The 23702-nt window shown below is 67.9% G+C and carries 21 protein-coding genes; 9 read left to right on the top strand and 12 right to left on the bottom strand.

The annotated features are described in order from the left end of the window. Positions 1–9: 9 nt before the first annotated feature. Together BC358_RS16395 and BC358_RS16400 are read right to left on the bottom strand one after the other, a co-directional pair. Positions 10–720, bottom strand: coding sequence for a DUF2726 domain-containing protein (locus tag BC358_RS16395; protein ID WP_066154980.1), 711 nt, complete (start codon positions 718–720; stop codon positions 10–12). Between the two features lie 92 nt (positions 721–812). Beyond that, the gene (locus BC358_RS16400; RefSeq protein ID WP_079366672.1) at positions 813–1322 is read right to left on the bottom strand and encodes an Lrp/AsnC family transcriptional regulator; all 510 of its coding nucleotides are present in this window, start codon (positions 1320–1322) and stop codon (positions 813–815) included. 138 nt (positions 1323–1460) lie between these two features. On the opposite strand from BC358_RS16400, the gene glmS reads away from it, so the two are divergent. The 4 genes from glmS to BC358_RS16420 all read left to right on the top strand — a co-directional run bounded on the left by glmS (position 1461) and on the right by BC358_RS16420 (position 8672). After that, on the top strand, positions 1461–3323 hold the full coding sequence (gene glmS, locus BC358_RS16405; protein WP_079366673.1) for a glutamine--fructose-6-phosphate transaminase (isomerizing): 1863 nt from the start codon (positions 1461–1463) through the stop codon (positions 3321–3323). A gap of 101 nt (positions 3324–3424) precedes the next feature. Next, positions 3425–4453: an ABC transporter substrate-binding protein gene (locus tag BC358_RS16410; RefSeq protein WP_079366674.1), complete on the top strand. Its 1029-nt coding sequence runs from the start codon at positions 3425–3427 to the stop codon at positions 4451–4453. Further along, complete coding sequence (locus tag BC358_RS16415; RefSeq protein WP_079366675.1) at positions 4453–8238, top strand: PAS domain-containing protein; 3786 nt, start codon at positions 4453–4455, stop codon at positions 8236–8238. The genes BC358_RS16410 and BC358_RS16415 overlap by 1 nt, the downstream gene beginning before the upstream one ends. Beyond that, the gene (locus BC358_RS16420) at positions 8235–8672 is read left to right on the top strand and encodes a response regulator (RefSeq protein ID WP_079366676.1); all 438 of its coding nucleotides are present in this window, start codon (positions 8235–8237) and stop codon (positions 8670–8672) included. The genes BC358_RS16415 and BC358_RS16420 overlap by 4 nt, the downstream gene beginning before the upstream one ends. Here BC358_RS16420 and BC358_RS16425 read toward each other — a convergent pair whose 3' ends face one another. The 4 genes from BC358_RS16425 to BC358_RS22385 form a co-directional block, all read right to left on the bottom strand. After that, positions 8673–9635 (bottom strand): PDR/VanB family oxidoreductase, encoded by a 963-nt coding sequence (locus tag BC358_RS16425; protein ID WP_079366677.1) that lies wholly within the window; start codon positions 9633–9635, stop codon positions 8673–8675. After that, positions 9632–10666, bottom strand: a complete 1035-nt coding sequence (locus BC358_RS16430) for an aromatic ring-hydroxylating dioxygenase subunit alpha (RefSeq protein WP_143434332.1) — start codon at positions 10664–10666, stop codon at positions 9632–9634. Before BC358_RS16430 ends, BC358_RS16425 begins: the two co-directional genes overlap by 4 nt. Positions 10667–10763: 97 nt before the next feature. Continuing rightward, positions 10764–11225 carry a MarR family winged helix-turn-helix transcriptional regulator gene (locus tag BC358_RS22380; RefSeq protein WP_143434333.1) on the bottom strand — a complete coding sequence of 154 codons (462 nt, stop codon included), beginning with the start codon at positions 11223–11225 and terminating at the stop codon, positions 10764–10766. A 64-nt stretch (positions 11226–11289) separates the two neighbouring features. Next, complete coding sequence (locus tag BC358_RS22385) at positions 11290–11637, bottom strand: hypothetical protein (protein WP_143434334.1); 348 nt, start codon at positions 11635–11637, stop codon at positions 11290–11292. 244 nt (positions 11638–11881) lie between these two features. On the opposite strand from BC358_RS22385, the gene BC358_RS16440 reads away from it, so the two are divergent. From BC358_RS16440 to BC358_RS16460, 5 genes are all read left to right on the top strand, one after another. Continuing rightward, positions 11882–12337, top strand: coding sequence for a universal stress protein (locus BC358_RS16440; protein ID WP_079366679.1), 456 nt, complete (start codon positions 11882–11884; stop codon positions 12335–12337). A gap of 388 nt (positions 12338–12725) precedes the next feature. Continuing rightward, complete coding sequence (locus BC358_RS16445; RefSeq protein ID WP_079366680.1) at positions 12726–14438, top strand: FAD-dependent oxidoreductase; 1713 nt, start codon at positions 12726–12728, stop codon at positions 14436–14438. Between the two features lie 17 nt (positions 14439–14455). After that, positions 14456–14680 (top strand): DUF2783 domain-containing protein, encoded by a 225-nt coding sequence (locus tag BC358_RS16450; RefSeq protein WP_066154945.1) that lies wholly within the window; start codon positions 14456–14458, stop codon positions 14678–14680. 38 nt (positions 14681–14718) lie between these two features. After that, positions 14719–15258: a VOC family protein gene (locus BC358_RS16455; protein ID WP_079366681.1), complete on the top strand. Its 540-nt coding sequence runs from the start codon at positions 14719–14721 to the stop codon at positions 15256–15258. 103 nt (positions 15259–15361) lie between these two features. Then, on the top strand, positions 15362–16009 hold the full coding sequence (locus tag BC358_RS16460) for a hypothetical protein (RefSeq protein ID WP_079366682.1): 648 nt from the start codon (positions 15362–15364) through the stop codon (positions 16007–16009). A gap of 15 nt (positions 16010–16024) precedes the next feature. Here BC358_RS16460 and BC358_RS16465 read toward each other — a convergent pair whose 3' ends face one another. The 6 genes from BC358_RS16465 to BC358_RS16490 are packed head-to-tail and all read right to left on the bottom strand — an operon-like array spanning position 16025 to position 23693. Further along, positions 16025–18313 carry an ATP-binding protein gene (locus BC358_RS16465; RefSeq protein WP_143434335.1) on the bottom strand — a complete coding sequence of 763 codons (2289 nt, stop codon included), beginning with the start codon at positions 18311–18313 and terminating at the stop codon, positions 16025–16027. Then, positions 18310–18816, bottom strand: coding sequence for a hypothetical protein (locus BC358_RS22390; RefSeq protein ID WP_079366684.1), 507 nt, complete (start codon positions 18814–18816; stop codon positions 18310–18312). The genes BC358_RS16465 and BC358_RS22390 overlap by 4 nt, the downstream gene beginning before the upstream one ends. Before the next feature lie 41 nt (positions 18817–18857). Beyond that, complete coding sequence (locus BC358_RS16475) at positions 18858–19958, bottom strand: chemotaxis response regulator protein-glutamate methylesterase (protein ID WP_066154926.1); 1101 nt, start codon at positions 19956–19958, stop codon at positions 18858–18860. An 18-nt stretch (positions 19959–19976) separates the two neighbouring features. Then, a complete protein-coding gene (gene cheD, locus BC358_RS16480; protein ID WP_079366685.1) occupies positions 19977–20705 on the bottom strand; it encodes a chemoreceptor glutamine deamidase CheD in 729 nt (242 codons plus the stop codon). Then, the gene (locus BC358_RS16485; RefSeq protein WP_079366686.1) at positions 20692–21624 is read right to left on the bottom strand and encodes a CheR family methyltransferase; all 933 of its coding nucleotides are present in this window, start codon (positions 21622–21624) and stop codon (positions 20692–20694) included. Before BC358_RS16485 ends, cheD begins: the two co-directional genes overlap by 14 nt. Next, a complete protein-coding gene (locus BC358_RS16490; RefSeq protein WP_079366687.1) occupies positions 21624–23693 on the bottom strand; it encodes a chemotaxis protein CheA in 2070 nt (689 codons plus the stop codon). The genes BC358_RS16485 and BC358_RS16490 overlap by 1 nt, the downstream gene beginning before the upstream one ends. Between the last annotated feature and the right edge of the window lie 9 nt (positions 23694–23702).

Consider the following 23702-nt stretch of genomic DNA (forward strand, 5'->3'; position numbering starts at 1 on the left):
CGCGGCGGATCAGGCGCGGCGGCGTACCGCCTCGATCTGCCGCTCGTGTTGGGACTTGCGGTCTGTCCGGGCCTCCCCGAGCTCCATCAGGCCGCTCAGGCCCATCACCTCGGACTCCTTGAAGCCGGTGCTGGGATAGACCAGGGTGTCGAACTCCGAGAACTTCGACTCCAATTGCTGGCGGACGCTTTCGCCGTTGTTGCTTTCGCCGTCCTGGGCCTTGGGCCGGGGCAGGGCGGCCAGATCGAGCTGGCGGCGGAAGTCGTTGGGCGTGGGCATGCGGTGGATGCTGTTCTTGAGGAACAGGAAGCGCACGCCGGCGGTCTTGAGGATGCGGTTCTTGATCTTGACCTGGTGGGCCTTGGCCTTGGCGTCGCTGAGATGGTATTGCTCGACATCGAACGCGAACACCGCACGCCCGTCGGCGTCACAGACCACAAAGTCGACCTTCTGGGTCTTCAGCCGTTCCTTGGCGCGCTGGATGTCGGCCGAGCGCCGCACAGACAGCATGTTCTGGAGCGGGACATTGGGCAGCACCACCTGGTCGGGGAAGGTGTCGCGCAGATAGTCCAGCATGGCCACCTGTTCGGGCGTCAGGATGCGCTCGGGGGTGTAGCGGTCCTCGCGCCCGGAGACCTTGCGGAAGTAGCGGCGATAGACCCAGACACCCCCCGCCACCAGGGCGATGGCGACCAAGAACGCGGTCCACAACGGAAACATGCAACCTCCTGACTGTTGGCAAATGGCAACTTTTTGGTGCAGGGATTCTAGGTGGGGTGTTACGTGGTCTGGGCGCAAATAACCCCTTGTTACTAATCGGCCAGGCCGGGCTGGAGGCCGCCGGACAGCGGGATCCTGGGATCGAACTTGGCGCGCTTCACACTGAAAAAGGCCTTGACGTTGCGCACGTTGGCGCTGGAGGTGAACAGCCGCTGTGCCAGCGCGAGGTAGGCGGGCATGTCACGGGTGTGCACCACCAGCATGAAATCGGGGCCCGGGCTGACCCGGTAGCACTGCTGCACGGCGGGGTCGGGCAGCACATGGGCCTCGAAGGCGTTCAGGTGTTCGGCGCCCTGGCGTTCCAGTGTCACCTCCACCAGCGTGGTCAGGCCATGGCCGATCAGCGGTGCCAGGCGGTCGGGGTGCAGCAGCGCCACCTCGCGCTCAATGACCCCGCTTTCCCGCAGGCGCTTGATGCGCCGCAGGCTGGTGGGCGGGGACACGTGGGCCAGGGCGGCCAGGGCCTGGTTGTGTCGGCTGGCGTCGGTCTGCAGCAGCTCCAGCAGCCTCAGATCGGTGGCGTCAAGGAATTCCGATTCCATAAATGTGTAGTGTGTGAAATATAAACAAAAGCACAGCAAATGAAGAAATTATCAAGCACTGGATGGCATATATGTGAATGCCTATTTCTTTTTGTCGTGCCTACCATGCCCCCATACCAACCAATGGAGTGAACCAATATGTGCGGCATCGTGGCAGGGGTTTCGGGGCGTGATGTGGTGCCCGTTCTGGTCCAGGGCTTGCAGCGGCTGGAGTACCGCGGCTACGACTCCTGTGGCGTGGCGGTGCACAGCGAGGGGCTGCGCCGGGCGCGCAGCACGGCCCGGGTGGCCGAACTGGTCGAGCAGGTGAAGGCCGAGCACATCGCCAGCGGCACCGGCATTGCCCACACGCGCTGGGCCACGCACGGCGCGCCGGCGGTGCACAACGCCCACCCCCATTTCAGCCATGGCCCGGCGCACACCAGTGCCAGCGGTGCGGCCGGCCGGGTCGCCCTGGTGCACAACGGCATCATCGAAAACCACGACGAACTGCGCGCAGTCCTGCAGGCCAAGGGTTATGTGTTCGAGAGCCAGACCGACACCGAGGTCATCGCGCACTTGATCGATTCGCTCTACGAAGGCGACGTGTTCGCGGCGCTGCAGGCGGCGGTGGCGCAACTGCACGGCGCCTACGCGCTGGCGGTGTTCCACAAGGACGAGCCGCACCGCGTGGTGGGCGCGCGCGCCGGTTCGCCGCTGATCCTGGGGGTGGGCGACGGGGGCAAGGAGCACTTCCTGGCCAGCGACGCCATGGCCCTGGCCGGCGTGACCGACCAGATCGTCTACCTGGAAGAGGGCGACCTGGTGGACCTGCAGCTGGGCCGCTACTGGGTGACCGACGGCCAGGGGCGCAGCTTCGACGCCGCTCAGCGCCCGGTGAAGACGGTGCAGGCGCACAGCGGCGCCGCCGAACTTGGCCCCTATCGGCACTACATGCAGAAGGAGATCTTCGAGCAGCCGCGTGCGATTGGCGACACGCTCGAAGGCGTGAACGGTGTCACCCCCGAGCTGTTCGGCGACGGCGCCTACGGCATCTTCAAGCAGATCGACCGCGTGCTGATCCTGGCCTGCGGCACCAGCTACTACAGCGGTTGTGCCGCCAAGTACTGGCTGGAGGAGATCGCGCAGATCCCGACCCAGGTGGAGGTGGCCAGCGAGTACCGCTACCGCACCAGCGTGCCCGACCCGAAGACGCTGGTGGTCACCATCAGCCAGAGCGGCGAGACCGCCGACACCCTGGCCGCGCTGCGCCATGCGCAGGGCCTGGGCATGGCGCACACGCTGACCATCTGCAACGTCGCCACCAGCGCCATGGTGCGTGAGTGCCGCCTGGCCTACATCACGCGGGCCGGCGTGGAGATCGGCGTGGCCTCCACCAAGGCCTTCACCACCCAGCTGGCGGGCCTGTTCCTGTTGACGCTGGCGCTGGCCCAGGTGCGCGGGCGCCTGTCGGACGAGCAGGAGGCGGCGCACCTCAAGGCCATGCGCCACCTGCCGGTGGCCCTGCAGGCGGTGCTGGCGCTCGAGCCCCAGGTCATCAGCTGGGCCGAGGACTTCGCGCGCATGGACAACGCGCTGTTCCTGGGCCGGGGCCTGCACTACCCGATCGCGCTCGAAGGCGCGCTCAAGCTCAAGGAAATCAGCTACATCCACGCCGAGGCCTACCCGGCCGGCGAGCTCAAGCACGGCCCGCTGGCCCTGGTGACCAGCGCCATGCCGGTGGTCACCGTGGCGCCGAACGACGCGCTGCTGGAGAAACTCAAGAGCAACATGCAGGAGGTGCGGGCCCGCGGCGGCGTGCTCTACGTGCTGGCCGATGCCGACACCCGCATCGGCAGCGGGGAAGGCATCCACGTCATCCGCATGCCCGAACACTACGGCGCGCTCTCACCCATCCTGCATGTGGTGCCGCTGCAACTGCTGGCCTACCACACGGCGCTGGCCCGGGGCACCGACGTCGACAAGCCACGCAACCTCGCCAAGAGCGTGACGGTGGAGTGAGGCTTTCTTGGGGAACCGGCGGGTTTCGTTGACCACGCTTGGTTCCGGCCTGTCAGCTTCGGTGACAGAATGTTCCACACCAGAAGCCAGCGGCCCATTGCATGCCACAGGAACCACAGACAGGCGCAGACAGCGAAACCGGGAGGACCCTGAGCCGCAGGGCCCTGCTGACCTGTCTGGCTTTGGGTGCGGCGGCGCTGACCGCCTGCCAGCCGCCGCCCCAGGCGCCACTGAAACTGGGCTTGAACCCCTGGGTCGGCTACGACCCGATGGTGCTGGCGCGCGACAGGGGCCTGATGGACGCGACGCAGGTCAAGGTGGTGGAGCTCGCTTCCAGCTCTGAAACCATGCGCTACCTGCGCAACGGCTTGCTCGACGGCGCCGCACTGACCCTGGACGAGACCCTGCGTCTGGCCGACGAGGGCGTCGACCTGCGCATCGTGCTCCTGCTGTCGACCTCGGCCGGTGCCGATGTGGTGATGGCGCGTCCGGACATCCGCAGCCCGGCCGGGCTGCGTGGCCGCTCGATTGCCGTCGAGCGGACCACGGTGGGCGCCCTGATGCTGCAGCGCCTGCTGCAGGTCGGTGGCCTGCAGCCGCACGAGGTGCAGGTTCGCAACCTGGAGGCCTCGCAGCACCTGGCCGCGCTGCGCAACGGGCTGGTCGATGCGGCTGTGACGTACGAGCCCCTGGCCGGGACCTTGCAGGCCGAAGGACTGCGGCCGGTGTTCGACAGCCGCCAGATGCCGGGCGACATCGTGGACGTGCTGGTGGTCCGGGCAGAGACGCTGTCGCGGCGCCAGCCGCAGGTCGAGGCGGCCGTGCTCGGCTGGCGCCGCGGGCTCAGTGCCCTGGAGAGCGATCCGCAGGCGAGTGCCGAGCTGCTGGCGGTGGGTGTCGACCTCACGCCCGCCGACTACCTCACCACGCTGAAGGGGCTGAAGTTCTATACCGATCAGGAGGGCCAGGCGCTCATGTCGGGCCGGCCGCGCGCACTGGGGCGGCAGTCGGAAAGTCTGGCCACCACCCTGGGCCTGATGGGCCTGATCAGGACACCGCCAGACTGGGCGCGGCTGCTGGACGAGGGCTGGGCCGACCGCCTGCAGGCCCTGGAAAGCGCACAGCCGTGATGTCGGCGCTGCGCCATGGTCTGCTGGGCATGTCCGGCCGCCGGCTGGTGCCCCTGCTGATCTTTCTGGTGGCCCTGCTGGCGATCGGCATCCGGTACCAGCACCAGATGGGGCGCATGACGGCCGAAGTGGAAGCGATCGAAGCCCAGCGGCTGCGGGACCGCCTGGGCATTGACCAGAACCGTCTCGACGTGCGCATGGGCATGTCCGACCCGCTGATGCTGCGCCGGATCGTGGGCGCACTGGGCCTGCACGATGGCATGGAGCACGCCTATCTCGTCAGTCCCCAGAACGTGGTGCTGGCCTCGCTGTCGCGGGCCGACATCGGGCGGACGCTGGACGAGGCGCTCGCGCAGGTCGACGAGCGCGAGCGCCTGCGGGCGCTTTTCAACGGGCCGGTGCGCACCGGGATCGACATCTCGGTGGTTCGGGAGGCCTCGTTGCTGACCGGCTGGGTGACTTTGCTGGACGGACACCGTCTGGGAGTGCTCGTGGACATCTCCGTCCCTCTGGCGCAGCGCCGGCAGCAGGCGCAGCGGGAACTGGCCGTCGAGGCGCTGGCCGCGCTGGGTGTGGCGACCCTGCTGGCGCTGCTGCTGCACCTGATCTGGTTCCGGCGGGCCCAGAAGCTGGTCACGGCCCTGGAACACATGGGCGCAGGCGACCTCTCGGCGCGCGCGGGGCTGACCGGGGAGGATGAACTTGCGCTGATCGGACGCGCCACCGACCACATGGCCGGCCAGCTGGAGACCGACCGGGCCGTGGCCTTGCACCTGAGCGAGCTGGTCAACCGTTCGCCGCTGGTGGTGATCGAGTGGCGTCTGGCGCCTGGCTGGCCCGTGCACTATGTCAACGACAACATCCGCCAGTGGGGCTACGACCCGCACGCGCTGGTGGCGGGGGGCGTGCCGTTTGTCTCGCTGCTGCACCCGGACGATGCGGGGTGGGTCGGGGCCGAGGTGGACCGCTTCCTGGAGCACGGGCCGGACGAGTACCACCAGGAATACCGGATCCTCCGGGCCGACGGTGCCACCGCCTGGGTGCACGACCACACCCGCCACGAGCGCAACGAACTCGGCCAGGTGGTGCGGATCAGCGGCATCCTGCTGGACATCAGCGCACAGAAGGAGGCCCAGCAGGCCCAGCGGGAGCAGGCCGAGTTGCTGCGCATGTTCTACGAACTGCCCTTCCTGGGCATGGCGATCTCGTCGCCGACCGACAAGCGCTGGATGCAGGTCAACGACCAGCTGTGCGAGATCCTCGGTTACCCGCGCGAGGAGCTCCTGCGCAAGAACTGGGCCGAGATGACGCCGCCGGGCGACCTGGAGCGCAACGTGGCGCTGTTCGACGAGCTGATCGCCGGGCAGCGCAGCGGCTACCGCATGTCCAAGCGCTTCGTGCGCAAGGACGGGCGCATGGTGCACGCCGAAATCGACGTGCGCGCGGTCCGTGACGAGCGCGGACAGGTCCGGCAGCTGTTCGCCACCATCCAGGACGTGACCGAACGCCATCGGTACGAACAGACGCTGCAGCAGATGCAGGACCAGATGCTCAAGGCGCAGCGCATCGGCAACATGGGAAGCTGGACCATGGACCTGCGCAGGCGCACCTTCGTGGCGTCGCCGCAGGCGCTGGTGATCTATGGCACCGACCCCGGACGTCCGGAAATGACGCTGGAGGAAGCCGATGCCCTGGTGGTGCCGGAAGACCGGGCGCTGGTGCGGGAGGCCGTCCAGCGCGGTGCCAGCACCGGTGAGCCCAGCGACCTGCGCTGCCGCGTCCTGAACCCGGTGCGCGGTGTGCGCCACCTGCATGTGCGGGCCGAGTTCGAACCCGAGGACGGGCAGTTCGTGCGCTGCGTCGGCATGGTGGTCGACGAGACCGACCTGGTCGAGGCGCAGCGTGACCGGGACCGCCTGGTCTCGGTGCTGGAGGCGACCCCGGACATCGTGAGCATGGCCAATCCTCGGGGGGAGGTGTTCTATTACAACCGCGCCGGTTACGAGGTGCTCGGGTTGCCTGAGGACGCACCGCTGGCAGACGCGATCGGTCGCGTGCACCCCGAATGGGCGGTGCGGATCGTGAAGGAGCAGGGCATACCGGTGGCGATCGCACAGGGCCGCTGGCTGGGAGAGACGGCGGTGTACGGCGCGGATGGCCGCGAGATCCCGATGTCGCAGATGATTCTCTCGCACCACGGAGCCGACGGGCAGCTGATGTACCTGTCGACCATCCTGCGCGACATCTCCGAGCGCAAGGTGGCCGAGGCCGCGCTGCGCGAGCAGGGCCGGGTGCTGGCCGAGGCGCAGGAACTCTCGCGCATGGGCAACTGGCGCATCGACCTGCCGTCGCGTCAGGTGTCCTGGTCGAGAGGCCTGTTTCCGCTGCTGGGCTTTGACCCGGACGCCGACCAGGCCTCGATGGAGAACTTCATGGCCAGCATGCACCCGGACGACCGTCCGCGAATGCAGCAGACCATGCGGGAGCACCTCGCTGGCAAGGACGGCGACACCCGTGTGGTCGACCACCGCGTGGTGACGCCGGCAGGGGTCCGGTACCTGGAGACACGGGCGCGCCTGTCCTGCGACGGTCAGGGGAAGCCGATGCGCCTGTTCGGCACCACGATGGACGTCACCGAGCGGGTGCTGGCTTCGCAAGTGGTGACCGACCTCAAGGACATGCTGGAGCAGGCCGAAACGGTGTCGCTGCTGGGCAGCTGGGCCGGCGATGCGGGAACGCAGCGGCTCAATGTCTCGGCCCAGCTGTTCCGCAACCTGGGGCTGGAGCCGGCGGCCCGGCCGCCGACGGATGCGCAGTACCTGGACCGCATCCACCCCGACGACCGTCCCATGGTGATGGACGACATGCGGACCATCCGCGCCGGTGGCCCGCCCAAGGACTTTGTGTTCCGCACCAACCCCGCCCACGGCCCTGTGCGCTGGATGCGCCGGACCGCGCGCCGCATCGACCGGAGCGCCGAGAAGCTGCAACCGCGGTACATCGGCACCTTGCTGGACATCACCGAGTCGGTGCATGCCGAGGAGCAGCTGCGGCACATCAACCAGGCGCTGGAGCAGCGGGTGGCCGAGCGCACCGCGCAGCTGAGCCAGGCGAACCAGGAGCTGGAGGCGTTTTCCTACACCGTGTCGCACGACCTCAAGGCGCCGCTGCGCGGCATCGACGGCTACAGCCAGCTGCTGGTGGAAGAGTACGGGGACAAGCTCGACGAAGAGGGCCGGCACTTCGTGCGCCGCATCCGCCACGGGGTGCAGCAGATGGGCGCACTGATTTCCGACCTGCTGGAGTACTCGCGCATGGAACGGCGCGACATGGCCGCCGGGCCGGTGGCGATCCGGCCGCTGGTCGAATCGATCCTGGAGAGTTTCCATGCCGACATCGAGCGCCAGGGCGCACAGGTGCGGACCGGGCTGGAGGATTTCACGCTGGCACTGGACCGCGAGGGCATTTCGGTGGTGCTGCGCAACCTGATCGGCAACGCGCTGAAGTTCAGCCGGGACAGCAGCCCGCCCGTGGTCGAGATCGGCAGCTGCCTGAAAAACGGGTGCCGTGTCCTCTGGGTGCGTGACAACGGGGTGGGTTTTGACATGAAATACCACGATCGCATGTTCGGCATCTTCCAGCGCCTGAACCGGGCGGAAGAGTTTCCGGGCACGGGCGTCGGTCTGGCGCTGGTGGCCAAGGCTGTGCAGCGCATGGGCGGACGTGTGTGGGCCGAAAGTGCCCCGGGCGCCGGCGCCACCTTCTATCTGGAGTTCCCGCTATGAACACTGCCCTGCAGCCGCCCCCGATCCTGCTGGTCGAGGACAACCCGATGGACCTGGACCTGACGCTCCGGGCGTTCACGAAGAAGCGGCTCACCAACCATGTTCAGGTGGCGCGCGATGGCGAGGAGGCGCTGGCTTTCATGGCGCGCTGGGACGCGGGAGAACAGCTGCCGGCGGTGATCCTGCTGGACATCAACCTGCCCAAGGTCAACGGGCTGGAAGTGCTGCGCCAGCTCAAGGCGCACGAGCGTTTCCGCCGCATCCCGGTGGTGATCCTCACCTCCTCGCGCGAAGACCGCGACCTCACCGCCGCCTACGACCTGGGCGTGAACTCGTACATCGAGAAGCCGGTGAGCTTCAGCAAGTTCATGGAAGTGGCCGAGCAGATCGAGCTCTACTGGTGCGTGCTCAACGAGCGGCCCGGCCGGGCCTGATCAGAGGTCCAGCACCAGACGCGCGCTGCTGGCGCGCGAGCAGCACGGCAGGAACTGGTTGTTCGCCGCGCGCTCCTCGGGCGTGAGGTACTGGTCGCGGTGGTCCGGCACGCCGCTTTTCACCCCCGTCAGGCAGGTGCCGCAGACGCCCTGCTCGCAGGACATCGGAATGTCCAGGCCGGCCGCCAGCAGCGCGGCCAGCGCGGTCTGGTCGGCCGCCACCGGGATCACGCGGCCGCTGCTCGCCAGCTCCAGCTCGAAGCCGCCGTCGCCCGCCGTGCCGGTGGGCGCGGCCGCGAAGTACTCGCGGTGCAGGCGGGCCTCGTCCCAGCCCTGGGCGCGGCCTTCGGCCAGCACCGCCTCCATGAAGCCGGTGGGGCCGCAGACGTAGAGATGGCTGCCGGCCGGCGCGCTGCGCAGCGTGGCGGCGAGGTCCAGCTTCTGCATCGCCGGACCGTCGTCGAAGTGGTGGTGCACTCGGTCCGCGTAGGGGGCGCTCGCCAGCTGCGCCACGAAGGGTGTGCGCTCGCGCGAGCGCGTGGCGTGGTGCAGCGTGAAGCCGCCGCCTTGTGCTGCCAGCTGCTCGGCCATGGCCAGCAGCGGCGTGATGCCGATGCCGCCGGCCAGCAGCAGGTGGTGCGGCGCCGAAGGGGCAAGTTCGAACAGGTTGCGCGGCGTGCCGATGTCCAGCACCGTGCCCACCTGCAGCTGGTCGTGCACCGTGGCCGAGCCGCCGCGCGAGGCAGCGTCGCGCAGCACGGCGATGCGGTAGCGTTGCGTTTCGCCGGGCGGATTGCACAGGGAGTACTGGCGCACCAGGCCGCCGGGCAGGTGCACGTCGATGTGGGCACCGGCGCTGAAGCCGGGCAGGGCGCTGCCGTCCACCGGCACCAGGTCGAGGCTGCAGATGTCCAGCGCCTCGTCCCGGCGGACCGCCACGCGCACGCGCAGCAGGGCGGTCATGCCGCACCCCGTTCTGCGGCGATCACGCGCTCGATCACCTTGCGCGACTGCACGCCGCCGGTGTCGATGTTGAGCTTGAGCAGGGCGCGGTCCGGGAAAGCGCTGAGGTTGCGCTGCTGGCGCTCCAGCATCTCCAGGTCCTCCGAGAAAATCTTGCCCTGGCCCTCGCGGATTTGCGCGGTCAGCGCCTTGTCACCCGGGTTGAACTTGCGCGCCATGCCCCAGAAGTAGTGCATCGAGGTGTTGGTCTCGGGCGTGATGAAGTCGATCACCTGGCTGTAGACCTTGTGTTCGGCCGGCGCGTCGTAGCCGCCGTGGCCGGCGTGGGCCACACCCACCTCGATGATCACGTGGCTGGGCGGCGTGAAGCGGCAGATCTGCCAGCGGTCCACCGGCACGTCGTCGGCCAGTCCCTTGGCGCGCAGTGCGGCCTTCCAGAACGGCGGCGCGGGGATGTCGCTCATGAAGCGGCTGGTCACCACCTCGTCGCCGTTGACGGTGGTCTTGCAGGGCGTCTCGTCGATCTCCGGCTGGCCGATGCTGGTGGCGTGCACGTAGGTCTCGTGCGTCAGGTCCATCAGGTTGTCGATCATCAGCCGGTAGTCGGCCTTGACGTGGTAGAGCCCGCCGCCGTAGGCCCACTCGGGGTTGTCGTGCCATTCCATGTGCGGGATCAGCGCCGGGTCGGCCTTGTCCTTCTCGCCCGGCCAGACCCAGACGAAGCCGTAGCGCTCTTCCACCGGGAAGCTGCGGATGGCCGGAAAGCCGCCGACGCGCTGGCCCGGCATGGCGATCGTCTTGCCGTCGCAGCCCATCTCCAGCCCGTGGTAGCCGCAGACCAGTTTTCCTTCGCACACATAACCCAGCGACAGCGGTGCGCCGCGGTGCGGGCAGAAGTCCTCCACCGCCGCCACCTTGCCCTCGTGGGCCCGGTAGAACACGATGGCCTGGTTGCAGATGGTGCGGCCCAGGGGTTTTTCGTCGATCTCGTCGGCCGAGCAGGCCACGTACCAGGTGTTGACGGGGAACATGCAGGTCTCCTTCGTGGGTGGTTTCTTCATTCAGTATGCTGAATGAAGTGCATTGTACGAACAGGGCGCGAGGAAAAAAAGACCCCGCAAGTCCGGGTTAACCCTGATCGGAAGGGGCGGCAGACTGTTCGTTGAGGTGCACGAACTTGCGCAGCAGGCGCAGGAACTCGTCCCGTTCGTGGGGCTCCAGCGGCTCCAGCAGGCGCGAGTACATCGGGTGCACGCGCGGCAGCATGTCGGCCAGCACCGACTCGCCGTCGGCGGTCAGGCGCAGGGCGCGCTGGCGCCTTGGCAGCAGTTCGCGCACGATCCAGCCCTTGGCATCGAGCCGGGTGGCGATGTCGGCGGTGGTGGATGTGTCCAGCGCCACCCGGTCGGCCAGCGTCACCTGGTCGATGCCGGGCTCGGCCTTGAGCGCGCGCAGCACGGCGTACTGCACCGGCGTGACCTGCCGGCCGTGGGTTTCATGAAAGGTCCACACCGCGAGCTGGTGCGCGCGGCGGATCAGGTGGCCGGGTTCGGCCTGCAGCGTCAGGTTGGTCGGCGGGTCCGTGTTCACGTGAGGCTCGGCGGCTGTTGGATGCCGAGATCTTAAGCGCGCACCCGCAGCGAGGTGCAGAAACTCAGCACGCGCGCAGGCGCGCCAGCGTCGACTCGAAGTCGGGGGATTCGACGATGGACAGGATGGCAAGCGCGTAGGAGGCCGCGGCGGCCTCCTGGCTGAACAGGCGGCTGAGGGTGCCGGGCGCCAGCAGGCGGTTGACGCGGGTGCCGGGGGCGGTGGCGCGGATGTCTTCGAGCACCAGGGCCAGGGGCAGCGCTGGCGTGCCCTTGGGAAAGCCCAGGGTTTCGACGAAGGTCGGCGGTTCGACGGTGGGCTGGGCGGCCTGTGCGGCGGCCAGCCTCGGGTCCGGCTGGGGCAGGGCGCCGTAGGCGGACTCGGTGAACAGCTCTCGGGTCTGGGGGCGCATGGCGTGGTGGACGGTGGTCTGACGGTTCGGGAGCGGTTGCTGTCGCCATCTTGCCCGGTGTGCCAGCATGAATCACTGTCAGCACTGACAGGTTGTTGCGGATGCCGGCGGAAGCGCGAGACTTTCCGCACACGGTGCAACCCTGTGGCTGCCACGGGACTCGGCATGGTCATCGCGTCACGCGCGTGGCATCATGGTCCGGAGGTCCTGCAAGGGGCGGGGCCATTCGCTGGAGGCGAGCGCCATGCTGAACATCCTGATCCCGGTCGACGGTTCCTCCCACGCGCTGCTGGCGGTGCACCACGCGGTGCGGCTGGTGCATTCGGGGCTGCGGGCGCGCTTCGTGGTGGCGAACGTGCAGGAGAGCGCGACGCTGTACGAGATGGTGGTGGCGCACGATCCCGAGGTGCTGGAAAAGGTGAGCGAGGGCGCGGGGCTGGACCTGATGCGGCCGGCGGTGGCGCTGCTGGAGGCGGCGGGGCAGAAGGTCGAGAAGGAAGTGGCCAGCGGTGATCCGGCGAACACCTTGATCGACATCATCGAGCGGTATGGCTGTCAGGCGGTGATCATGACCGCTGGCACCGGCGGGGGCTTGCGGGCAGCCCTGCTGGGTTCGGTGACGCAGCACCTGGTGGACCACTCGCCGGTGCCGGTGACGGTGGTGCGGGAGCCGGTCGCGCCTTCCGAAGAAGACGAGTGAGCTGTTGTTCTCCGGCGGCCTGCCTTCGTACGTTGCGTTGTTGAGGACTCCCCCTCTTTGCGCCAACGGCGCGGGGTGACCACTCCGCTCATGTCCTCCGGACCGGCTGCGCCGGTCCTCCTCCTTTACTTCGCTGCGTGATCACCCCGCGCCGTTGGCGCTCGAACAAATGCTGCCGAACCACCGTGGGTGCGCCAGCACCGCTTTCGGGCCTGTGAAGGTGCTTCCGAGAAACACTGCGAGAACCATTCCTGTGGCTGGAAAGAAATTACGTTTAGAGAAACGTATTTACCAATATGAAATTCTGAGCTACAGTACGCCCCGGACCAAACCACCCGGCCGGCAGACCAGAACACGCCGGTGCACACCCCGCAGGAGACAGACCTCGATGGGCACCTACACCTACCCCACCTTCCCGTACCGCGCCCCCGCCGACCTCATGGCCGGCGCCCCCCAGCGCAAACCCCTGATCGTCATCGGCGCCGGCCCGGTCGGCCTCGCCGCCGCCATCGACGCCCGGCTGCACGGCCTGGACGTGCTGCTGTTCGACGAAGAAGACAGCGTCTCCTTCGGCTCGCGCGCCGTCTGCTACGCCAAGCGCGCGCTCGAAATCCTCGACCGCCTGGGCGTGGGTGACGCCATCGTCGACAAGGGCGTGAGCTGGAACGTCGGTCGCACCTTCCTGCGCGAGGAAGAGGTCTACCGCTTCAACCTCGTGCCCGACGCCGGCCACAAGCGCCCCGGCATGATCAACCTGCAGCAGTACCACCTCGAAGAGGCGCTGGTGCACCGCGCCACCGAACTGGGCGCCGACCTGCGCTGGAAATACAAGGTGGTGGGCGTGCAGCCCCTGGGTGACAACGGAAGCGACGGCGCCCGCGTCAGCGTCGAGACGCCCGACGGCGCCTTCGAGATCGACACCGACTGGCTGATCGTGGCCGACGGCGCGCGCTCCAACGTGCGGCGCCAGCTGGGCCTGGACATCGAGGGCCATGTCTTCAAGGACCGCTTCCTGATCGCCGACGTGGTGATGAAGGCCGACTTCCCGGCCGAGCGCTGGTTCTGGTTCGACCCGCCCTTCCATCCCAACCAGAGCGTGCTGCTGCACAAGCAGAGCGACAACGTCTGGCGCATCGACTTCCAGCTCGGCTGGGACGCCGACCCCGAGGAAGAGAAGAAGCCCGAGAAGATCATCCCGCGCGTCAAGGCCATGCTGGGCGACGACCGCGAGTTCGAACTGGAGTGGGCCAGCATCTACACCTTCCAGTGCCGGCGCATGAAGAACTTCCGCCACGGCCGCCTGCTGTTTGTGGGCGACGCGGCGCACCAGGTCTCGCCCTTCGGTGCGCGCGGCGCCAACTCCGGTTTCCAGGACACCGACGACCTGTTGTGGAAGCTGGCGCTGGTGATGAAGGGGCAGGCGCCCGAGGCACTGCTGGACAGCTACGACGCCGACCGCACCTACGCGGCCGACGAGAACATCCGCAACTCCACCCGCTCCACCGACTTCATCACGCCCAAGAGCGCGGTCAGCAAGCTGTTCCGCAACGCCGCACTGGAACTGGCGCGCACGCAGCCCTTCGCCCGCAAGCTGGTCAACTCGGGCCGCCTGTCGGTGCCTGCCTTCCTGGTGCAGTCGGCGCTGAACACGCCCGACGCCGACACCTTCGAGGGCAACATGGTCCCTGGCGCGCCGATGGACGACGCGCCGGTGCGCGTGGCCGGCTACGACGCCTGGCTGCTCGACCAGCTGGGCAACCGCTTCGTGCTGCTGGCCTTCGTGGACGACCCGGGCCAGCTGGAGCCGTCGCTGCGCGCCCAGGCCACGGCGCTGGCCGCCGGCCCGGTGCCGGTGGAGACGGTGCTGGTGACGCCGCATGGCGGTAACGCCGTCGGTTTCACCGTGCTGCAGGACCGCGACGGCCTGTTCGCCCAGCGCTACGACGCCCGCCCGGGCACGACCTACCTGGTCCGCCCCGACCAGCACGTGACCGCCCGCTGGCGCCGCTCCGACCTGGCCGCCGTGCGCGCCGCCCTGGCCCGCGCCACCGGACAGGGCCTGACCGCCGCGGCCGCCCAGCCCGAAGCCGTCGCCGCCTGAACCCCGAGGAGACATTCATGAGCCTGCAACTGCAACCCAACCTCGCCGAACCCGGCCAGCGCTACTTCCGCGACTTCACGCCCGGCGACGATTTCTACGAAGCCCTGATCGAGACCCACCGAGACCTCAGCGACGAACAGAGCCAGATGTTGAATGCCAAGCTGATCCTGTTGCTGGCGAACCAGGTCGGCGACATCTCGGCCCTGAAACAAGCCCTGGCCATCGCCCGTGAAGGCGTCTGAACCCGCACCCGACAACGGAACACCCACAGGAGAACCCCATGAACATCCGCAAGATCCACCACGTCGCCTACCGCTGCAAGGACGCCAAGGAAACCGTCGAGTGGTACCAGAAGCACCTGGGCATGAACTTCGTGCTGGCCATCGCCGAAGACCAGGTGCCGTCCACCCACGCGCCAGACCCCTACATGCACCTGTTCATGGACGCGGGTGGCGGCAACATCCTGGCCTTCTTCGAACTGCCGAACTCGCCCGAGATGGGCAAGGACCCCAACACGCCCGACTGGGTCCAGCACATCGCGCTGGAGGTCGACACCGTGGCCGAACTCGAAGCCACCAAGGCGAAGCTGGAAGCTGCCGGCATCCCGGTGGTGGGCCTGACCGACCACACCATCTTCAAGTCGATCTACTTCTTCGACCCCAACGGCCACCGCCTGGAGCTGGCCGCCAACACCGCCACGCCCGAGATGATGAAGAAGCTCGACGACGTGAAGTGGGACATGCTCAATGAATGGTCCCAGACCAAGCGCGCGCCCAAGCACGCCGCCTGGATGCACGAAAAAGAACTGGCCGCCAGCTGAAATTGGGGGGTGAAAACCCCTCAAGTTCCGGTTTAGGTGGTCGAAAACCCGGAAGACCAGCGGAATTGTCATGGCCGCTGACCCGTTGAAAAGGGGGTTTTCCATGCTGAACATCAGTACCAGCCAGCCCGTGAGCTGGCCGACCGCGGCGCCCGTGACCGTGGCGCCGGTGCCTGCCGTGGCCTCGGTCGGGGCTGCGCAGCCGTCCGCCCGCGATCCGCAGGCCGATTCGGGCCGCGGTGGCCAAGGTGCGCGCGGCGGTGTTCCGTCACCGGTCCGCGGCGACCAGGAGCCGGGTGCTGGTGTGTCCACGGCCCAGCCGGCGCCCATCCTGCCCAACGGTCCCAAGGGCAGCGAACGAACCTCGCCCGCCGACAACCTGGCCGATGCCAGGCTGCGTGCCGAGCAGCGCCAGGAAGAAGAACAAAAGGCCCGTGAGCAGGCGGAGCAGAAGCCCCAGTTGCAAGAGGTGCTGGCCTCCGTGTGGAAGGCCAGCGCCGCCGTGGTCGAGGTGGTGCTGGGCCGAGAGCAGGCGGCGGACGCGGTCGATGCCGCCGCAGCCAGCGGGGCGCGGGACAGCGGGGCCGCGAACCAGCGACCCGTCGCCAACGATGCCCAGGTGGATCTGCCGGGCATCGAGGCCGTTCCTGCCGCGCTGCGCCGGGAACAGGCGCCGGTGGCCTACACCGAGCAGGGCGCCAGCACCTGGCAGTCCCTGGAAACCGGCAGCCTGCTCAGCCGCCGGGTCTGAGCCCGGCAACAGGGCTCAGGCCGCCTGCACCGGCTCGAAGTCGCGCAGGGCCTGACGGGTGAGGTTGGCTTCGCGCAACAGCTGCCGACCCAGTTCGGCCGGTACCGGGTCGTCGGTCTGGGTGGTGATGTGCTCGATCTGGGCCGATGTCCTCACCAGGGCGCGGAAGCCCATCAGCATGGCCGAGCCTTTGAGCTTGTGGGCGTTGTAGCCGATGGCCTGGCGGTCGCCGGCGCGCAGGGCCTGCCCCAGCACATGCACCGTGCCCTCGGGTGATTCGAACAGGGTCTTGAGCAGTTCCTCCAGCGACTCCTGCGGCATCATGTCCTGGATCTCCCGGTAGGAGTCGGTGTCGACCAGACGCACCGCTGCGTGGCTCCGGTCGGGCAGGCGCACAGGCATTTCGTAGGACGACAGCGGGAAGGGGCTGGAGGCTCGCAGCTCGGTCGGGCCCAGTTCTTCCACCGTCATGCCGGGGTCGTCCAGCAGGCCGCAGCGGCGCAGCGCCCGCTTGAGGTCTTCGGCCTGCAGCGGCTTGCTGGTGAATTCGTTCACGCCGACTTCCAGCGCCCGTTTGCGCGTGTCGTTGACGACATCGGCGGTCACCAGGATCACCTTGATCTCCGACACCGGGCCGTCGAGCCGGCGGATCGCCTCGGTGGTGGCCAGGCCGTCCAGCACCGGCATGTGGTAGTCCAGCAGCACCACGTCGAAGAGGTCGTGCGCCAGCAGCTGCAGCGCCTCCTGCCCGTTCTCGCAGAAGGTGGCCTCGTGGCCCATCTTCTCCAGCAGGATGCTCATGTACTTGAGGTTGATCGGGTGGTCCTCGGCCACCAGCACCCTGAGCTTGCGCTGGATGCTACCGATCACCGAGATCGGCTCTTCCTCGACCGGGGCCTTGGTCTCGGGCAGGTCCAGGTGGACGGTGAACACCGAGCCCACACCCAGCTGGCTGCTGACCTCGATGTCACCGCCCATCATGCGGGCCAGGTTGCGCGAGATCTCCAGTCCCAGCCCGGTGCCGCCGATGCGGCGGCGCAGCGAGTTGTCGGCCTGGTAGAACCGGGTGAACAGCCGGGAGACCGTTTCCTCGTCCATGCCCATGCCAGTGTCGCGCACGGTGAACACCACACCGGTCTTGCCCGCGGGCGCACGGGTCAGCTCGGCGATCACGCTGCCTTCGCTGGTGAACTTGATGGCGTTGTTGATCAGGTTGAACATGATCTGGCGCAGGCGCGTGGCGTCGGCCTCCACCCAGCCGGGCAGGTCGGCCGCAGCGTAGATGTTCAGCTCCAGCCCCTTGTCGCGGGCGGCCACCTGCATCAGGCCGTCGACCTCGTGCACCACGCTGGGCAGGTGGATCGGCACCACCGAGAGCTTGAGCGTGCCCGACTCCATGGTCGAGACGTCCAGGATGTCGTTGAGCACGCCCAGCAGGTGCATCGCGGAATCGCGCGCGGTGCCCAGGTAGTCGCGCTGCTGGTTGGTCAGCGAGGCGTCGTCCAGCAGGTTGAGCATGCCCAGCAGGCCCTGGAACGGGGTGCGGATCTCGTGGCTCATGTTGGCCAGGAAGATGCTCTTGCCGTGGTTGGCGGCCTCGGCCTGGTCGCGGGCCTCGGCCAGTTCGTCACTGAGCTTCTGCAGCCTGGCGTACTGGCGCTGTTGCTTGCGGATGTGCTGCACCAGCAGGCCGACGAAGATCAGCATCACCGCGATCTGCGCCGCCGCCAGGCCGATCACCAGCAGGCCCTGGTGGCGCAGCTGGGCGTTGCGTTCGTCGACGAAACGGGCCACGGCGCGGTTGGCCTCGCGCGTGAGTTCGCCCATCAGCGGCTTGAGGTCCTCGATGGCGCGGTCCAGCAGGGCCAGCTTCCTGGGGCTGGCCGCCAGCGCCTGCGGATCGGCGAACAGCGGGTCGGCGATCTTGTTGAAGTCCTTGACCCTGGCCATGGTTGCGGTGTATTCGAAGGAGGCTTCGAGCAGGTCGCGGCGCGGTATCCTGGTCAGCAGGTCGATGCGGCTGAGGTAGACCTCGTAGCGCTCAAGGAGCTGGTTGCCGTCGATCGTGCCGGGCGCCTGGAGGGCGTCCATGATCGAGTGTTCGAGCCGGCCCAGCTCGCGTTCGAGCTGGTAGGCCTGCCACATGATCGAGTCGACCTGGTTGGTCGACACGTCATCGAGCATGCGGTACTGGCGCCACTGGATCCAGCCCAGCGGCGTCAGGGTGACGGCCAGCATCAGCGAGATGGCCATGGCCCATTGCCGACCTTGCCAGCGGGCCAGATTCGGCAACGCGAATGTCATTGGATGTCCAGGGCCTTGAGTTGCCAGATGGAGCGCTCGTAGTAGGTCGAGGTGCGCAGCTCGGCGCTGCTGTCGAACGGATACACCACAAACAGCGGGCCCTTCTCGCGCACCGGGATCGGCTTGTCGTCGATCAGGCGGGCGACGATCACCTGGAACTTCGCGGCGTCGGCCGCGGGAATGGTGATCCTGTAGTCGTTGATGGCCACCGCGCTCACGTTGCTGCCGCTGGCCTTGACGGCGGCCAGCACGTCGGCCAGCAGCGGGCCGGTGAACTTCACCGGCCTGTCGAACCAGGGGGTGCTGGTGGTGAAGCTGTGCTGGGGCAGGGCCTCGATCATCTTCATGTCGAAGCGCGCCACCTCGCCGGCGTTCTTCGTGGTGATCTTGCCGCTGATGACGAGGATGGGGCGTTCCTTGGGGGCGTCCAGTGCCAGGGCGGCGCTGGAGAGGGTCAGCGCGCCGAGCAGGGCGCTGACCGTGAAGAGGCGGCGGTTTTTCATGGAAGGACTCCGCGGATCGGCGCGGGTGTGTGGGTAGGGGCTCAGATGCGGTGCCGCACCAGGGCGGGGTTGCTGGCCAGGCGGTTGAGCAGGGCCGGGGCGATCTGCTTGAGGGGCAGGACCTCGTGGGCGGCGCCGGCCTGGATGGCCATGCGGGGCATGCCGAAGACCACGCAGCTGGCTTCGTCCTGCACGTAGTTGTAGCTGCCGGCGTCCTTCATCTCGCGCATGGCCAGGGCGCCGTCGGCCCCCATGCCGGTGAGCATGATGCCCAGCGCGTTGGGGCCGAGCACGCGCGCGGCCGACTTGAACAGCACCTCCACCGAGGGGCGGTGGCGGTTGACCGGTTCGGTGTCCTCGACCACGGCCACGTAGTTCGAGCCGCTGCGGTCGATGCGCAGGTGACGCCCGCCGGGTGCGATGTAGGCGTGGCCGGGCAGGATGCGTTGGCCGTCGCGGGCTTCGGCGACACGGATCTTGCACAGCGAGTCCAGCCGGGCAGCGAAGCTGGTGGTGAAGCCAGGGGGCATGTGCTGGGTGATCACGATCGCGGGCGAGTCGGCCGGCAGTGGCGTCAGCACCTCGCGGATGGCTTCGGTGCCGCCGGTGGAGGCGCCGATGCAGATGATCTTTTCGGTGGTCGACAGGCGCGGCAGCGGCGCCCGCGGCGCCTCGGCCGTGGCAGGGGTGGCCTGGGTGATGGTGCCGGTCGCGGAAGGCGCCGGGGCCAGGCGCCGGACATGCGCGGCCGCGGCGATGCGAATCTTGTCGACGATGTCACCGGCCAGCTCGTTGAGTCCGCTGGTGATGCCGATGCGGGGCTTGGCCACATAGTCGACCGCGCCCATCTCCAGCGCACGCAGCGTGATGTCGGCACCCTGTTCGGTCAGCGTGGACACCATCACCACCGGCATCGGACGCAGCCGCATCAGGCGCGAGAGGAATTCCAGACCGTCCATGCGCGGCATCTCGACGTCCAGCGTGATGACGTCCGGGTTGAGCTCGCGGATCATCTCGCGCGCCACCAGCGGGTCGCTCGCGGCACCCACGCACTGCATGTCGGGCTGCCGGTTGATGATTTCGGTGAGCAGGCTGCGCACCAGCGCCGAGTCGTCGACCACCACCACTCTGATCTTGGCCATGGCTGTTCTTTCTGCGGTTCAGAACAGGTCCACCGAGCCGCCGGCGTTGGTCTTGGCGACCACCGCAGCATTGCCCTTGCGTTCCTGTGTTTCCAGCGTCTCCGGATGCGAGTGGGCCAGGCGCTTGACCATGGCCTTGCCCGTCGCCGGGAAGTAGCAGACCTTGCGCGGATGGATGTCCAGGACGTCCTTGGAGATCACGGCGATGCGTTCGGTCTGCAGGTAATCGAGCACGAAGGCGGTGTTGCGCTCGCCCACGTTCATGGTGGTGAAGCTGTGCATCACCTGGCCGCCGCCGAACACCTTGGCCTGCATGCTCTCGCGCCGGGCGCCGAGCTTGATCATCTCGTTGATCAGCAGTTCCATCGCAAACGAGCCGTAGCGGCCCGAGGTGTCGCCCGCGCCTTCGGGCAGCATGAAGTGGTTCATGCCCCCGACGCGGACCTTGGGGTCCCAGATGCAGGCGGCGATGCACGAGCCCAGCACCGTCATGACCATCATGTCGTCGGTGGTCACGTAGTACTCACCCGGCAGCACCTTGACGGTGTCGATGTTGAAGTGGTGGTCGCGGTAGAAGAAGGAGGCCTCGCCCGGCCTGGGCGCCCGGGTCTTCAGCGCATCCAGTGTGGACCTGGGCGGTGTGGCGGCTGGCGGAAGGACTGGCCGCTGGCCCGAACTGCCTGCGGCCTGAAATCCCCCTAGGGGGAAGGCGCGAAGCGCCGCAGTGGGGCTTTCAAAGCCTTTCATAGACGGTCTTTCCCCGCAGCGTGAAGAGGCTGCGCGCGTCGCTGAAGTTTTCGGCGTGACCGACGAACAGCATGCCGCCGGGCTTCATCACCCGGTGGATGCGTTCGAGCACCTGGCGCTGGGTCGCTGCATCGAAGTAGATCATCACGTTGCGGCAGAACACGATGTCGAAGGGCTCGCGGAACGGCAGATCGTGGATCAGGTTGACGGTCATGAACTCCATGTGCTTCTGGAGTTCGGGCTTGACGCGCATCAGACCGGCGTTCGCACCCTTGCCGCGCATGAAGTGGCGCTGCAGGCGCTCGTGGCTCAGACCCTTGACGCCATCGGCCTTGTAGACGCCGCGCGCCGCGGTGGCCAGCACCTTGGTGTCGATGTCGCTGTTGACGATGTGGAAGCTGCCCGAGGCGCCCAGCGTCTCCGCCGCGGTCATTGCGATCGAATAGGGCTCCTCGCCGGTGGACGCGGCCGAGCACCAGATCTTCCAGTTGTGCGAGCGATTGGCCACCAGCAATTCCTGCAGCACGCCGAAGTGGTGCTGCTCACGGAAAAAGGCGGTCAGGTTGGTGGTCAGGGCGTTGATGAACTCCTGCCACTCCGGCCCGTCGTGCTGTTCCAGCGCGTCCAGGTAGGTCTTGAAGCTGGTGTGGCCGGTCTCGCGCAGGCGGCGCGAGACGCGGCTGTACACCATCGCGTGCTTGCCGTCGTGCAGGCTGATGCCGGCCTTCTTGTAGATCAGCGCCTTGATGCGCGAGAAGTCGGCATCGGACCAGACGAACTCGCGCCCCTGGGCCAGCGGACCGTCTTCGTCCAATGCAAAGGGTGGGGCCGTGACGGGAAGCACCGCAGAACCGGCTCTGCCGGGCTGCAGGTGCTGCCCCCTGGAGGGGGGCGTGCGGAGCGCGGCGGGGGTACTCATCAGTGCCTCGAGCGGCGCACCAGGCCCGAGGTGTCCAGGATCAGGGCGACCTTGCCGTCGCCCAGGATGGTGGCGCCCGAGACGTTGGGAACCTTGCGGTAGTTGGACTCCAGGTTCTTGATCACCACCTGCTGCTGCCCCAGCAGCTCGTCCACCATCAGGGCCACGCGCGATCCCTCGGCCTCCACCACCACCATGATCGGGCTGCCGCCGTGGAACTCGAAGCGCGGCACGCTGAAGATCTTCTCCAGCTCGATCACCGGCATGTACTCCTCGCGCACCTTCACCAGCTGCGCACCCTGCGCCACGGTGTTGATGTCGCCGGGGTTGATCTGGAAGGACTCGATCACCGAGGACAGCGGCAGGATGTAGACCTCGTCGCTGACGCGCACGCTCATGCCGTCCATGATGGCCAGCGTCAGCGGCAGGCGCACCTTGACGCTCATGCCGTAGCCCTCGGCGGAGTCGATCTCCACCGTGCCACCCAGCGAGAGGATGTTCTTCTTGACCACGTCCATGCCGACCCCGCGGCCGGACACGTCGGTCACCACCTCGGCGGTGGAGAAGCCCGGCGCCATGATCAGGTTCCACACCTCGGTGTCGGTCATCGTATCGGGCGCATCCATGCCCTTTTCGCGGGCCTTCCTGAGCAGCTTCTCGCGCGAGAGGCCCTTGCCGTCGTCGCGCACCTCGATCAGGATGCTGCCGCCCTGGTGCGAGGCCGAGAGCGTGATGGTGCCGTGATCGGGCTTGCCCCGGGCCAGGCGCTCCTCCGGCATCTCGATGCCGTGGTCGCAGCTGTTGCGGATCAGGTGGGTCAGCGGGTCGGTGATCTTCTCGATCAGGCCCTTGTCCAGCTCGGTGGCTTCACCGTGGGTGATCAGCTCGACCTTCTTGCCCAGCTTGCTGGCCAGGTCGCGCAGCATGCGCGGGAAGCGGTTGAACACCACCGACATCGGGATCATGCGGATCGACATCACCGCTTCCTGCAGGTCGCGGGTGTTGCGGTCCAGGTCGACCAGGCCGGCCAGCAACTGCTGGTTGGCGGTGCTGTCGAGCTCGCGGCTCTTCTGCGCCAGCATGGCCTGGGTGATGACGAGCTCGCCCACCAGATTGATCAGCTGGTCGACCTTGCTCACGGACACGCGCAGCGTGCTCGACTCCAGACCACCGGCGGCGGCCGGACGGGCCTCGGCGCGCGGCGCAGGCTTGGCCGCCGGAGCGGCTTGTGCCACCGGCACGGCCGGCGCGACCGCTGCGGGGGCCGCAGGCGTGCCCGGCGCGTCGTCGAAAAAGCCGAAGTCCCTGCCTTCACCGGTCGTTGGCGCGCCGGCTTCGGAAATCTGGATCTGCTCCTTGCTCACGTGGAAGGTGAACAGGTCCAGCAGGTCGCTGTCGCTGGAGCGGGTGAACACCTCGAGCGAACGGAACTGGCCGTCGTCGCGCGTCGATTCGATGCGTCCCAGACCGGCGATGTCGCGGAACAGCTCACCGATGCCGTCGGCCTGGGCCAGCTGGTCCAGCGGGCCGATGCGGATGGTCAGCTTGCGCTCGCCTTCGGCCAGTGCCGCGGCGGGCGCAGGGGTCGGTGCCTGCACCGGGGCTGCAGCGGCGGCGACCGGCGCCGGCGCCGGGACGGCCACCGCGGTGCCATGGGCCAGCGCACTGATGCGCGCCACCAGCTCGCCCGTGGGCGGCGGCTCCACGCCCTGGCCCTGGTGGCGGGCCAGCAGCAGCTTGAGCGCGTCGGACGATTCCAGCAGCACGTCCACCATGGGCGGCGTGGGCTGCAGCTCGTGGCGGCGCAGCTTGTCCAGCAGCGACTCCATCTGGTGGGTCAGCTCGGCCACGTCGGCAAAACCGAAGGTGGCGGCGCCGCCCTTGATCGAGTGCGCGCAGCGGAAGATGGCGTTGAGCTCCTCGTCGTCGGCGTGTTCCAGGTCCAGCGCGAGCAGCATCTGCTCCATCTGGTCCAGGTTTTCGCCGGCTTCCTCGAAGAAGATCTGATAGAACTGGCTCAGGTCGATGTTGCCACCGGCGGAGGAGTTTTCGTGGGTTGCTTCTGCCATGGGGCGCTC

Source organism: Hydrogenophaga sp. H7 (assembly GCF_002025745.1).
In the GTDB taxonomy this organism is placed as follows: Bacteria; Pseudomonadota; Gammaproteobacteria; order Burkholderiales; family Burkholderiaceae_C; genus Hydrogenophaga; species Hydrogenophaga pseudoflava.